At 69.7% G+C, this 13641-nt stretch carries 10 protein-coding genes and 1 tRNA gene; 7 read left to right on the plus strand and 4 right to left on the minus strand.

The window, feature by feature from the left end:
* Positions 1 to 7 precede the first annotated feature (7 nt).
* Both OG589_RS44600 and OG589_RS44605 read left to right on the plus strand, forming a co-directional pair.
* A complete protein-coding gene (locus tag OG589_RS44600; RefSeq protein ID WP_405144993.1) occupies positions 8 to 1417 on the plus strand; it encodes a glycoside hydrolase family 16 protein in 1410 nt (469 codons plus the stop codon).
* 59 nt (positions 1418 to 1476) lie between these two features.
* Complete coding sequence (locus OG589_RS44605) at positions 1477 to 2172, plus strand: YbhB/YbcL family Raf kinase inhibitor-like protein (RefSeq protein WP_405144994.1); 696 nt, start codon at positions 1477 to 1479, stop codon at positions 2170 to 2172.
* Between the two features lie 85 nt (positions 2173 to 2257).
* On the opposite strand, the gene OG589_RS44610 is transcribed toward OG589_RS44605, so the two are convergent.
* A complete protein-coding gene (locus OG589_RS44610; RefSeq protein ID WP_405144995.1) occupies positions 2258 to 2827 on the minus strand; it encodes a TetR/AcrR family transcriptional regulator in 570 nt (189 codons plus the stop codon).
* 91 nt (positions 2828 to 2918) lie between these two features.
* Between OG589_RS44610 and OG589_RS44615 the strand changes: the two genes are divergently transcribed.
* Entirely contained in the window at positions 2919 to 3665 is a 747-nt protein-coding gene (locus OG589_RS44615) for an alpha/beta fold hydrolase (protein ID WP_405144996.1), read from the plus strand.
* On the opposite strand, the gene OG589_RS44620 is transcribed toward OG589_RS44615, so the two are convergent.
* On the minus strand, positions 3614 to 4237 hold the full coding sequence (locus OG589_RS44620) for a LysE family translocator (RefSeq protein WP_405144997.1): 624 nt from the start codon (positions 4235 to 4237) through the stop codon (positions 3614 to 3616). The two genes, OG589_RS44615 and OG589_RS44620, sit on opposite strands and share 52 nt — an antisense overlap.
* A 148-nt stretch (positions 4238 to 4385) precedes the next feature.
* Here OG589_RS44620 and OG589_RS44625 point away from each other — a divergent pair, with 148 nt between their 5' ends.
* Positions 4386 to 7259: an AAA family ATPase gene (locus tag OG589_RS44625; protein WP_405144998.1), complete on the plus strand. Its 2874-nt coding sequence runs from the start codon at positions 4386 to 4388 to the stop codon at positions 7257 to 7259.
* Between the two features lie 229 nt (positions 7260 to 7488).
* Here the strand turns inward: OG589_RS44625 and OG589_RS44630 are convergent, their stop codons facing one another.
* Both OG589_RS44630 and OG589_RS44635 read right to left on the minus strand, forming a co-directional pair.
* Positions 7489 to 7884, minus strand: a complete 396-nt coding sequence (locus tag OG589_RS44630; RefSeq protein WP_405144999.1) for a response regulator transcription factor — start codon at positions 7882 to 7884, stop codon at positions 7489 to 7491.
* A 770-nt stretch (positions 7885 to 8654) separates the two neighbouring features.
* Positions 8655 to 8801, minus strand: a complete 147-nt coding sequence (locus OG589_RS44635) for a hypothetical protein (RefSeq protein ID WP_405145000.1) — start codon at positions 8799 to 8801, stop codon at positions 8655 to 8657.
* Between the two features lie 108 nt (positions 8802 to 8909).
* On the opposite strand from OG589_RS44635, the gene OG589_RS44640 reads away from it, so the two are divergent.
* From OG589_RS44640 to OG589_RS44650, 3 genes are all read left to right on the plus strand, one after another.
* Complete coding sequence (locus tag OG589_RS44640; protein ID WP_405145001.1) at positions 8910 to 9713, plus strand: C40 family peptidase; 804 nt, start codon at positions 8910 to 8912, stop codon at positions 9711 to 9713.
* Positions 9714 to 10317: 604 nt separating this feature from the next.
* Positions 10318 to 10392: transfer RNA gene (locus tag OG589_RS44645), tRNA-Arg, on the plus strand.
* 695 nt (positions 10393 to 11087) lie between these two features.
* Positions 11088 to 12509, plus strand: coding sequence for an endo-1,4-beta-xylanase (locus tag OG589_RS44650; protein WP_405145002.1), 1422 nt, complete (start codon positions 11088 to 11090; stop codon positions 12507 to 12509).
* Positions 12510 to 13641 lie beyond the last annotated feature (1132 nt).

Genomic DNA, 13641 nt, shown 5'->3' on the forward strand with positions numbered 1-13641 from the left:
GAAAATCATGTCCCCCGATCCAGTGCCGAGAGGCCGTCCCCGGATCCGCCTCCTGCTGGCCGCCATCGGCGCGGCCCTCCTCCCTGTCATCGCGCTGACCGCCGCGGGCGCGGCCGTACCTCCCACCCCGGGCGGCTGGAGCCTGGTGTGGAGCGACGACTTCAACGGCTCGGCGGGCTCGCTCCCGTCGTCGGCCGACTGGATCATCGACACCGGCCACGCCTACCCGGGCGGTCCGGGCAACTGGGGGACAGGCGAGATCCAGAACTACACCTCAAGCCCCGCCAACCTCAGCCTCGACGGCGCGGGCAACCTGCGCATCACCCCGATCAAGAGCGGCTCGGGCGAGTGGACATCCGCGCGCATCGAGACCCGCAGAGCAGACTTCAAGCCCCAGGCCGGGCGCGTGCTGCGCGTCGAGGCCCGCATCCAGATGCCCAACGTCACCGGCAACGAGGCGCTCGGCTACTGGCCGGCCTTCTGGGCGCTGGGCGCGCCGTACCGGGGCAACTACTGGAACTGGCCCGGCACCGGCGAGTTCGACATCATGGAGAACGTCAACGGGATCAACGCGGTGTGGGGCGTCCTGCACTGCGGCGTGAACCCCGGCGGGCCCTGCAACGAGACGACCGGCATCGGCGCCAACCGGCCCTGCCCCGGCGCGAGCTGCCAGTCGGCCATGCACACCTACCGCTTCGAGTGGGACCGTGGCGTCAGCCCCAACCAGCTGCGCTGGTACGTGGACGGACAGCAGTTCCACAGCGTCGCGGAGAACCAGATGGACGCCGGCACGTGGGCCAACATGACCAGCCACGCGGGCTACTTCCTGCTGCTCAACGTGGCCATGGGCGGCGCCTTCCCCAATGCGCTCGGCGGTTCCACACCGACGGCGGCCACCGTGTCGGGACGTCCCATGGTCGTCGACTACGTCGCCGTGTGGCAGAGCGGGTCCGGCCCGACCACCCCGCCGACCTCGCCCACGCCGACGCCTCCCCCCGGCGGCGGCTTCGACGCGCGGTCGACCATCCAGGCGGAGAGCTACCAGGCCCAGTCGGGCACCGGGCTGGAGACCACGACCGACAGCGGAGGCGGCCAGAACGTCTCGCAGATCGGCAACGGCGACTGGCTCCGCTACGACGGGGTGAGGTTCGGCACGTCCGCCGCCACACAGTTCGTGGGGCGGGTCGCGTCCGGGGCCGCCGGCGGCGTCAGCGGCCTGGTCCAGGTGCGGCTGGACAGCCCGACCGCCGCGCCCATCGGTGACTTCGCCGTCGGCAACACGGGCGGGTGGCAGAGCTGGCGCACCGTGCCGGCCAACATCGCGGGGGTCACCGGCACCCACACGGTCTACATCACCTTCTCCAGCGGCCAGCCGGCCGACTACGTCAACCTCAACTGGTTCACTTTCGGCAACTGATTCGCGTGCGGCCCGCGTCCTGACCGGGGCGCGGGCCTTGCCGGCGTTAACCTGGACAGATGAAGATCGCCAACCTCGGTGTGGCCCGCGGCGGGCCGGGTGTGGTCCGCGGCCGGTTCCGGGTGGTCCGTGGCGGGCCGGGTGTGGTCTGCGGAGGGCCCGGGGTGGTCCGCCGCCGGCTCGGTATGGCCTGCGTGGGGCTCCTGCTGGCCGCCCTCACGGGGTGCTCCGCCGAAGGGGCCTCACCGTCCGCCGGAGGCGCCTCGCCCTCGGCGGGAGGTGCGTCGGACTCGTCCCAGGGCGCTTCGCCGTCGGCCGGCCTCAAGGTGAGCAGCCCGGCCTTCGCCGAGGGCGCCGCGATCCCGAAGAAGTACGCCTGCGCGAGGCAGGGAGGTCAGGACATCTCGCCCCCGCTGGCCTGGACCGGAGTCCCCGAGTCGGCGCGCGAGCTGGCGATCGTGGTGGACGACACCGACGCGCCCGGCGGGTCGTACATCCACTGGATCGTGACCGGCATCCTGGTCTCCGAGAGTGGCTCCGGCGAGGGCGCCACGCCGGGCAAGGTGGCGCCGGGCAGCGACGGCAGTCCCGCGTACGCGGGTCCGTGCCCGCCCGGTGGAGTGCACCACTACCACTTCATCGTGTACGCGCTGCGTGGCCCGATCAAGTCCGGCGGCGACGCCCGCGCCGTGCACAAGCGGATCGAGGACGCGGCCGTCACCTCGGGCGAGACGACCGGCACCTGGGGAAGCTGACCCCGCCCGGCTCGGCGTGCGGTCGTACGCCCTGGCCTTACGTGCGGTCGTGCGCCCGGCTCGGCTCGCGGCCACCTGGCTGGGCTCAGCGTGCGGTCGAGGCGCCGGCCCCGTCGAGGACCAGGTCCACGGCCCGGTCGGTGAAGTCGTTGTCGAGCGGCAGTTGCCGGAAGACGGCGCGGAGCCACACGGCTCCGGCGAGCAGGTCGACGACCATCATGGCGTCGATTCCGGAGCGTAGCTCGCCCCTGCGTACGGCCCGGTCGAAGATGGGCCGCTCCCGGGCGAACCGGTCGGCGAAGAAGCGCCGGGTCCCGGCGGCCAGGTCGGGGTTGTGTACAGCCGCGCCGAGGGCCGCCACCGCGACGTCCGAGGCCGGAGGTGTGGTCAGCAGGGCGGCCATGCCCCTGAGCAGGGCTTTCAGGTCACCTCGCAGGCTTCCCGTGTCGGGAACCTCGAAGTCCAGCGCCCGGGCCTCCACCAGCGCGTCGCCCAGAAGCGCGGCCTTGGACGGCCACCACCGGTAGATCGTCGTCTTGTTCACCCCGGAGCGCTCGGCCACGCCCTCGACCGTGAGCCTTTCGTACCCCTTCTCCGCCAGCGAATCCAGCGTCGCCTTGAAGATCTCCTGCTTCCTGCGCGGACCGTCTGCCATGCGGGCAGCCTATTGCAACGCACCGTTGCGTTGTCTTTAATGGAGGCATATGCAACGCACCGTTGCGTTGCGAGCTGGGAAGGAGAGTGCCATGACGGTGCTGCCCGTCGTGTTCGTCCACGGCATCCGGGTCGCCGGCGCCATGTGGGGACCGGTGATCTCCCGGCTGGACAGGCCGGCGGAGGCTCCCGACCTGCCGGGACACGGCTCCCGCCGCGGCGAGCCGTTCACGATGGAGTCGGCGGCCGACGCGGTGGCGTCCGCCGTCGGCAGGATGGGCGGCCGGGCGCTGCTGGTGGGCCTGTCGCTCGGCGGATACGTGGGCATCGCGGCCGCCGCGCGGTTCCCCTCCCAGGTCGCGGGCCTGGTGGCCATGGGATGCACGGCGAGACCCGACCGGGTGAACGCAAACGTCTACCGTCTCGCGGCCTCCCTGGCGGCCCGCGATCCCGCGCTCGCCGGCCGCGTCAGCGCGTACGGCTTCCGCCGCGCCCTGCCAGGGGCACCCGGCGAGGCGGTCGTCGCGGGCGGGTTCGCCTGCGAGGTCATGCCCTCGGCGGTGGAGGCCGTGGCGGCCCGGGATCCGCTGTCCGACCTGGCCGCGTACCCGGGCCGTGTGTGGCTGGTCAACGGATCCCGCGACCCCTTCCGCTGTCACGAGCGCGACTTCCTGCGCGCCTGCCGGGACGGGCGGCTGATCCACATCCCGCGCCGGGGCCACCTGACCGTGCTGGCCGACTCGGGGCGCCTGGCCCGCCTCGTCGAGGACCTCGCCTGCCTGGCCGATCAGCGGGCACGGCCCCCCGCCAGCGCGGTGGCGACGCCGAGCCCGAGGTAGACGCAGCCGCTGAAGTACCTCAGCGGCTTCTGCCTTCCGCGCAGCAGCCTGCTCAGGGAGCCCGCGCCGACGGCGTAGACCATGTCGCTGGCCAGGCCGAGCAGCAGCAGGGTCACGCCCAGCACCACGATCTGCAACGCGGGAGACCCGGCCGCAGGGTCCACGAACTGGGGGAGGAAGGCGAGGAAGAAGAGGATGACCTTCGGGTTCAGCACGTTGACCACCACGCCTTCGAGGAAGATCCGGTGGAGCGGCTGGCCGGTCGCGGCCCTGGCGGTCGCCTCCCGCCCGCTGGTGAGCGTACGGATGCCGAGGTAGACGAGGTAGGCGGCGCCCGCCCACTTCACGACGGCGAACGCCGCCGCCGATCTGGCGATCAGGTACGAGAGCCCCGCCGCCGCGGCGGCGATGTGGACCAGCGTCCCCGTCTCCACCCCGACGGCAGACGCGACCGCGGCCGCCCTGCCCTGCGAGATGCCCCTGGCGGTGATGTACAGGTTGTTGGGGCCGGGAACGACGACCAGCGCGATCGCGGCCAGCGAGAAGATCAGCAAGGTGGAGGGGGAGATCATGGCCTCGACCATAGGAGGCTTTCGCCCCGAAACAGAGGGCCATTCGCGGCCGCTTTTCATGTCCAATCCCGGTCATGTCGGTTTCATGGCCTTCGTACGTTAATGCTGGCCGGGGGATCTGTGGGCCAGGCGTGAAATACTCCCGGACATGGCGTGGCGGGAGGCACAGAGTGCTCTTATCGGGCGGTCGGGCGAGCTCCGCCGGCTGATCGGCGTGCTCGACGCCGCGGTCGCGGGGCAGGCGGGGGTCGCGGTCGTCGGCGGCGACGCCGGCATCGGCAAGACCCGCCTCGTGACCGAGCTGGTGAGCCGGGCCCGCGCCCAGGGGTTCGCCGTGCTGATCGGCCAGTGCGCCGAGCTCGGTGACGCCCTGCCCTACCTCCCCCTCGCCGACGCCCTGCGCATGGCGGGCGACGATCCCGATCCCGACCTCGTCGCGGCGATCGAGGCCCGTCCCATGCTCCGCAGGCTCGTGCCCGGCTCGTCGTTCGACTCCGGGCCGGAGGCCGGTTCCGGCCTCACCCAGCAGCAGCTCTTCGGCTCGACGCTCGGCTTCCTCGCCGAGCTGTCCGAGACCAGGCCGGTCCTGCTCGTGCTCGAAGATCTCCACTGGGCCGACAGAGCCACCCGTGACCTGCTGGTCTTCCTCAGCCGCATGCTCCAGCACGAGCGGGTGTGCCTCGCCGGCACCTACCGCACCGACGACCTCCACCGCCGTCACCCGCTCCGGCCGCTCCTGGCCGAGTTGCAGCGGCTTCCCTCGGTGACCGCAGTGCGGCTCGGCCCGCTCGGCACCGACGAGATGTCCGACTACCTCGTGGCCCTGGGCGGGGCGGACGCCAAGGTGATCAGCGACATCATCGAGCGCGCCGAGGGCAATCCGTTCTACGCCGAGGAGCTCCTCGCCGCCGAGGGCCTTCCGTACGGGCTGGCCAACCTGCTCCTGGCACGCGTCGAGAGGCTCTCCGACCCCGCCCAGCGGGTGCTGCGCGCGGCGGCGGTCGCGGGCCGGCGCGTCGACCACGACCTGCTCCACAAGGTTTCCGGCCTCGATGACGCGCAGCTTGAGGAGGCCATGCGCGAGATCGTCTCGCGTGGCCTGCTGCTGCCCGACGGAGACTACGGCTACGCGTTCCGGCACGCCCTTCTCCAGGAAGCCGTCTACACCGATCTGCTCCCCGGCGAGCGCACGCGGCTGCACGCCGAGTTCACCCGCCTGCTCGACGACTCACCGGCCGAGCTCGCCTACCACTACCTCGCCAGCCACGACCTGCCCGGGGCCCTGGCCGCGTCAGTGGAGGCCGGGCGACGGGCCGAGCGCCTGGGCGCGCCTGTTGAGGCCCACAGCCACTACGACCAGGCCCTGGCGCTGTGGCATCGGGTCCCCGACGCCGAGCGGGCCGCCGGCATCGACCGGGTGCGCCTGGCCGTGCTGTCCGCCGCCGCGGCCGCCGAGAGCGGCGACACGCACCGCGCCGTCATCCAGATGCGCGAGCTCCTGGCCACCGAGGAGGCCACCGCGGAGCTGTGGGAGCGCCTGGCGTACTACCTCATCGACGCCGACGAGGACACCGCCTCCTCCATAGACGCGGCGAAGACCGCGGTCCAGCTCGCCAACGACCCCGCCGCCTCGCACTCGGGCGCCGACGCGGGCTGCATCCTCGCCCGGGCGCTCGCCACCTACGCGCGAGCCCTCCTGTGGACTTCCCGGCACGACGAGGCGAAGGAGCTGGCCGGCCGGGCGCTCGACGCGGCGCGCGCGGCGGGCGTTCGCGACGCCGAGTCCAGCGCGCTGATCTCCCTCGCCACGATCGCCGACGTCGACGGCGACGGCGCGCGAGCCGAGGAGCTTCTCGCCCTCGCCGGCGGCATCAGCTCCGGTGACCTGTCCATCGACCTCCGGGCCATCTTCCACCAGGCCCGGGTGCTGTACGAGCGCGGCGGCCTGGCCGCGGCGGCCGTCAGCGCCGACCGCGGGGTGAAGCTGGCGCGCGAAACCGGCCTGTCCTGGAGCACGTACGGCACCGACCTCAGATTCCTGCGGCTGCTCATCCACTACGTGGCCGGAGAGTGGGAGCAGGCGGGCGCGCTGGCCTCCATGTTCGCGGTGCGGGTGGGCAGGTTGCCAGAGGCGCGGCTGTCGGGTTACGCGCTGTTCGTCGAGGTGGCGCGCGGCGACGCCATCGTCGAGGAGCGCACGGCGTGGCTGAAGCCCTTCCTGCACGACGGGTTCGTGAACTACATCGCGCGCGGGCTCGCCGCCGAGCACGCGCTGTGGAACGGTGACCCGCGAACCGCCATCGCGCACGTCGAAGCGGTCGTCGAGGTTCTGGAGCCGTTCGATCCCGCGATGATCCGCATCTGCGCCACCGGGCTCTGGGCGCTCGCCGAGCTGGGCGAGAGCCGGCAGCCTCAGGCCGACGACCTGCTGCGCAAGGCCCGTGCGGCGGCCACGACGGGGCCGGGGTCGGGCACCCGGGGCGAGGTCGGCGTCGAGGGACAGGCGTGGCTGGCCAGGTGTGAGGTCGAGTGGCACCGCATCCAGGGCACCGCCGACCCCGCGATGTGGAGAGCCGTCGTCGACGCCTTCGACTTCGGGTTCGTCTACGAGGTGGCGCGCTCGCGATGGCGCCTCGCCGAGGCGTTGCTGGTGGCGGGCGACCGCGAGGAGGCACTGAAGGAGTGGGATCAGGCCGTGGCCACCGCCGAGGCCCTGGGCGCCGAGCCTCTCAGCCGCGCGCTGACCGAGCTGGGCCGCCGAGCCCGGTTCCCCGCTTCCGGCCCGTCCGCCGTCTCCTCCGCGTCCCCCTCGGTCCCCAGCGCCCTCACCACGCTGACCGGCCGCGAGCAGGAGGTGCTCGCGCTGGTCGCCACCGGCCTTTCCAACCGCGAGATCGCGGAGCGGCTCTTCATCGCCCAGAAGACCGTGAGCGTCCACGTCTCCAACATCCTCGCCAAGCTCGGCGTCTCCTCCCGCACCCAGGCCGCCGCCTACGCCCACCAGGAAGGACTCTCCTCCTGACCCCTGGTGGCCGTGTGTCGCATGGCCGCGAACCGAGGCCGGTCGTCTTGGTGTCGACCCACCCGGCGTGATCACGCCACGGCCCCGTTCGTGGGTGCTCCGAGCGGCCGGAGGTGCGGGACTGTCGGGAGACAGGTGCGGTCAGGCGTTCGCGGTGCGGGCCCTGCGACGCCGGGAGGAGCCGATCACGCCACCGTCGCGATCTCAGGCGCTCTGAGGCGGTGGCCTGTCAGGCGCTGGTGGTGCGGGCGGCTAGGGCGAGGTCTCGTACCGCCTGGATCAGCTCGGCCGGGTCGAACGGCTTGGTGAGGTAGGCGTCGACGCCTATGCCGAGCCCCCTCTTCTTGTCGTCCTCCTGGGCCCGGGCGGTAATCATCATGATCTTGATGTGCCTGGTGCTCTCGTCGGCGCGGAGCTTCGTCGCCGTCATCCAACCGTCCAGGCGCGGCATCATCACGTCCAGCGTGATGACATCAGGTCGCACCGACGCCACCCGCTCCAGGCAGTCCTGCCCGTCGGTCGCCGTCTCGACCTGGAAGCCCTCCAGGCTGAGATTCACGGCGATGAGCTGCCGGATCACCTCGTCGTCGTCCACAACCAGCACGCGTCCCAGAAGCTCGTCCACGGCCGCGAGGCTAACCCCTACCGGTGAGTCTCGCGAGCCTTTTTCCCGAAGTCCCCCAAGCTCGCGGTAACACGGTCCCCCTTTCCTGACCGCGAGGATGGCTCGTTGGGACCGGTCCCCATCGCGTCCGAGAACTCGCTGCGTACCTGGGTTATCCACAAACTGCTCAGGCGCGCCGGTCACACGTCTCCTTCACCGCAGGTCAGAGCAGGTGCGGCGAAGGGCGCTACTTACCCACAACCTCGGGTTATGCACAGAGCCCGATTCGGGTCGGCGCGCCTGAGCCCGGCCAATTGATCCTGGGGCCTCGATTCCTCATCGAGCCCAAGGAGGCATCCGTGATCACGATGCTCATCACCACCGTCCTTGTCACCGGGGCAGCCCTTTCCGGAGGGGCCGGCGAGGGCGTTCCGCGCCTGCCCACCGGCCGATGCGCGCAGGTCCGCTGGCTTCCCGGCCTCGAACCCCACGTGGGGCCGCGAAGTCTTCCCCCGGTCCGCCGGCTCCACGCTCCCTCGTCTCAGTGGTTCCAAGCCGCTTCAGCGGCCTGGTTCGACACCGTCCTGCCGCGCTGGTCCGACGCAGCTCTCAGAAGGTGGCTCGGCACCGTCCCCGCGAAGCTGCCCACCCCCTGGCGAGACGCCGTTCCGGCGCGGTGGCCAGAGGGCGTTCCGGCGCAGTGGTCAGAGGTCGCCTCGGCATGGCTCCGATCTCTCGCCGGCAGCCCGGTGGTCACCATCTGCGAAGGCGACACCCGAATCCCCGCCCCCTCAGCCGACCCCTCGCAAGCCCACCCTGTTCTGTCCTCCCAGGCCGACGTTCTTGACCCTCAACCACATCCCCTTTTCCCCTCCGAAGGCGGCCTCCTTCACCCACAAGGCCATCCCGTTCTCCCCTCCGAGGGCGGCCTCCTTCACCCACTCCCACCTTCTGAGCCACCGATCTCCACCCCCGCACGATCTTCGGAGTCGATTCCCTGGGCGCCCCGGCACCAGATAGATCCACACGGCTCGCCAGGCGCACGCATGTGGACGTGGCCCGCCTATGACCCCCGCCCCAGCGAAACAAACGGACGTGATGAGGACGACGAGCCCCTCCTCCGAATCCACCAACCCGCCCCCATCGAGGCCCGCGAGCAACGCCCCTCCACCCCACAACGCCCCGAGACCTCCAGCTCACAACGTCCTGAGACATCGCGCCAACGACGTCCCGAGACCTCCAGCCGACAACGCCCCCACGACATCACCCATAGGGACGAGCAGGAGTTCCCCACCCAAGACCACGGCGCCGAGCACCTTGGGCAGGACGACGAGAAGAAGCACCGCCGAGGCGCGCTCCCCATCGGTGCTCCCGGCAGATCCAGGGGGCACACAGTCGCCGGGAAGTCCAAGCCGTTAGAGAGCTCGACCGCTCGCTCCACCTCCCGATCGGGCCGGACGGCGTCTGGAACTGTCGCCGCGTCCGCCGCGCTTCGCCAGCTCGGTACGCCGTATGTCTGGGGTGGCGGATCCGGGGCTGGGGCGACGGGTGGTGGCTTCGACTGTTCCGGGCTGGCCCTTTATGCCTGGGCCCGGGCAGGCGTCTCGCTTCCTCACTACACCGGCACCCAGTTCACCAAGGGCACCAAGATCCCCTTCTCGCAGCTCAGGCCGGGAGATCTCGTCTTCTTCGGCGGCGGCAGCGGCGATCCCACCCACGTAGGCATCTACCTCAAGAACGGCGTGATGATCCACGCCCCCAAGTCCGGCGACGTAGTGCGGAAGGTCGACTTCGCACACTCGCTCTACTACCGAGCCCGCTACCGAGGCGCCATCCGCCCAAGCAACTGACTCACCCTCCTAGCCCAGCCAGGGCGTGCCGTCATGAGCACGGTGCAGCCAAGGAGTGCCGTCATGAGCGCGGTGCCCATCTGCCCAGAGTGGACGGCCGGCGGGCCCCGGGTGACCTACCCCGGCACGGCACCCGGAGCCCAAAGGCCAACTCACCCCTCCAGAACGCCTCCTACCTCCAGGCGCACGCGCAGGACGGGGACAGATAGACAGAGGGACACGCAGACACGCGCTACCCCGACAAGGGGAGACAAGGAGAGACGCGGGGAGACAGGGCGCGACGCAGGCGGGCCGGGAGGGGAGAGCATGTGAAGGAGTGGGCGCGGCTGTGGCGGGGTGGCGGGGTGTCGGGGTGGGTGGGGACATGGGCGGGATCATGGACGGGGACATGGACGGGGACATGGACGGGATCATGGGCCGGGACATGGGCGGGCATGGGGCGTTCGGTGCGGGGGTTGCTGGATCCACGCTGAGGCGGTGCTGCCACGCTCGTTTCGAGGCCCATCGCCGCAGCCGCCACTCGCGCCCCAACGGATACTTGATCGCGAGCTGGCTTCCAAGTAACCGAAGGCCCTCAGATGCTGGTAGCCTTACCACTCGTTGAGCCCCCTTAGCTCAGGGGATAGAGCACCGGCCTCCGGAGCCGGGTGCGCAGGTTCGAATCCTGCAGGGGGCACCATCCAAAGGCCAGGTCAGACATCATCTGACCTGGCCTTTTGTGTGTCGTACGGCTATCGCGATCTTGCCGTCTCGCGACGCCTGATGCCCTCGAATGACGAGCCGCGCGATCCATACGCGATCCATGATCCGCAAATGGGGGTAATGCTGACGCCCTCGCACCTTGGGCTCGTTCCTGCGGAGGTAGCTTGCGGGAACAGTAGCTCTGCAGCCCTCGTTCCGAGCCCGGGCCAGTGGTCCTAGCCCATCAAAGATCGGGTAGGGGGTTGGCCGATCGTGCGGTGCGCCAGGTCGCGATAGCAGGGCGCGGGGGCTTGTCTGGTGTTGTCGGGGGAGTGCTGGACCTGATTGGTGAGGGCGTTGGGGTGAAATTTTCATCGAGATGTTTCGGCCCCGGATAACGCGACCGCCGCAACGTCTCTGCAGGTCGGGATGAATGCTGAAGCGCATGCGAGGACGTGTACGCGAGGCGGAATTCTCGAAACTTTCGTGACGGTCTTGACACATTTCGGGGAGGTTTCCACACTGAGTCCCCGAGGCGGTCTCTCCCTGCCAGGTCGGTGGTGTGGCGGCAGGGGAGCTCCGTCTGCGACCTCCTCGTGGTGTGCGTCCTGGTTTTGGGGTCGGGGCGCAGATCCCGCAGGGGCGTCGGCGCGTTTTCCCGCTATTCCGTGACTCAGTTGTGGAGGCTCAGGCATGAGCACAAACGCCACCCCCCTCGATCGATCCCGGCGACCACGCAGCGGCCCCCGCCGGATGCTGCTCGCTGGCGCTCTCGGCGTACTCGGCACGATCACGGCGCTGGCGATGTCGGTTCCCGCCGGTGCCGCGGCGAGCACGTTGGGCGCGGCTGCCGCACAGAGCGGCCGTTACTTCGGTACCGCGATCAGCGCCGGCAAGCTCGGTGACTCGGCGTACACCACGATCGCCAACCGCGAGTTCAACATGGTGACGCCCGAGAACGAGATGAAGATCGACGCCACCGAACCCCAGCAGGGCCAGTTCAACTTCACCAACGGTGACCGGGTCTACAACTGGGCCGTCCAGAACGGCAAGCAGGTCCGCGGGCACACCCTGGCCTGGCACTCCCAGCAGCCGGGCTGGATGCAGTCCCTGTCCGGCAGCGCGCTGCGCCAGGCGATGATCAACCACATCAACGGCGTGATGGCCCACTACAAGGGCAAGCTCGCCTACTGGGACGTGGTCAACGAGGCCTTCGACGACAGCAACGGCGGCCGGCGCCAGTCCAACCTGCAGGCCACGGGCAACGACTGGATCGAGGTGGCCTTCCGCACCGCCCGCGCGGCCGACCCCTCGGTCAAGCTCTGCTACAACGACTACAACATCGACAACTGGACCTGGGCCAAGACGCAGGGCGTCTACAACATGGTCAAGGACTTCAAGTCCCGCGGCGTGCCGATCGACTGCGTCGGCTTGCAGGGCCACTTCAACAGCGGCAGCGCCTACAACAGCAACTTCCGCACCACGATCTCCAGTTTCGCCGCGCTCGGCGTGGACGTGGCCATCACCGAGCTGGACATCCAGGGCGCCTCGGCCACGACCTACGCCAATGTGGTCAACGACTGCCTGGCCGTGCCGCGGTGCGTCGGCATCACGGTGTGGGGCGTGCGTGACAGCGACTCCTGGCGCTCGGGCGACACCCCGCTCCTGTTCGACGGCAACGGCAACAAGAAGGCCGCCTACACCTCGGTCCTCAACGCCCTCAACGCCGCCGGCCCCAACCCCTCGCCCACCCCGACCCCGACGCCCACTCCCACTCCCACGCCGACCCCGACTCCTACTCCTACTCCGTCTCCGGTCCCGGGGGCGTGTTCGGCGACGATCGAGACGGTGAACAGCTGGCAGGGTGGATTCCAGTCGACGGTGACGGTCCGCGCGGGCAGTTCGCCGGTCAACGGATGGACCGTGAAGTGGACCTGGCCCAGCGGGCAGACCATCAGCAGTCTGTGGAACGGCACGCAGACCGTTTCCGGTTCGACCGTGACGGTACGCAACGCCGCCTACAACGGCTCCATCGCGGCGAGCTCGTCCACCACCTTCGGCTTCACGGCCAACGGCACCGCGGCCACCCCCACCGCCACCTGCACCAGCCCCTGACCCGTCGCCACACGTGTCGGGCCTCCGGCACGTGTGGCCCCCCGCACTTCGATCGTCTGCGCGCCGTACCCGGGCCAGGAGGCTTGCCGCATTGAGGAAGCGGCAGGTGGCTGGCCCGGGGAGGGTCTCCGGAGCCGGGTGCGTAGGTTCGAATCCTGCGGGGGGTGCTCACCGAAAGCCAGGCCAGACACAGTCTGACCTGGCTTTCTCACGTGTTCAGTGATCGGTTTCAGTTATGTCATCCTGCGACGTCGGTGACCGTTTTGGTGCTGTCGTCCTGCTGCGTCGTGGGGTGCCTGGTAACGGGTTGCGCGGGACGGTCATGGGACACGATCATCTGGCCTGATGGCTGGTGCGGTGATGGGGCCCTATCCGAACGTTTTCAGGGCCCGCTCGATGTCGGCGAGGCGACTGGGTGCGCTGATGGCACACTTCGCCGCGTCTTTGGCCCCCTTCTCTGGAAATCGGCGAGAGGGACGGCTTCTCAGGTCCCTTCTCGATGATATTTTGACAAAGTCGCTGCGCATGACTGGTTATCCGCTGCGTCGGCTTTGCCGGCAGAGTGACCCGGTTCTGGTTACTGAAGTACCGGTGCTCATCGAGTTTCAGTCCGGGGCCGGGTTGTCCGATCTTCGGGAATGACAATCATCTTCAGGACTATCATCGCCATTCACGGCGCACTCGTCATCGCGCCGTCGTGGCTACGCTGCTTGTATTCGTTGGTTTCGGAGTGCCCAGGTCACCCGTGCCCTCTCCCGGGTGACGCGAGCATGGGCTCAGGGCCGCGGCCGCAGCGCCGGCGACGGGTACGGCCGTGGTGGGCAGGGGTTTCTCGAATGGGTCATTGCCCATGCGTGGACATTGCCGCCTGCCCCATCGCATCCCGGCGGGTCCCGTTCCGGTTCGTCATGCGGCGGTGATAGATGCGCCGCAGGACGCATTAGTCGCCGGTCACGCCGTCGTTTTCATCAGTTGTGGTTCGGTGGTTTGCCGCGGACCTCGCTGTTAGTTACCTGATGAGGGTTGGGGTGAATGGCGGAGATGTACGACCTTGGTGTGTGTTGTCAATCGATGCCGGGCAGCATTTGTGCTGGTTTATGGCGGTCTGAGATGTATGTGGATGCCAAAGTGG

Source organism: Sphaerisporangium sp. NBC_01403, assembly GCF_045040145.1.
GTDB classification, from domain to species: domain Bacteria; phylum Actinomycetota; class Actinomycetes; order Streptosporangiales; family Streptosporangiaceae; genus Sphaerisporangium; species Sphaerisporangium viridialbum.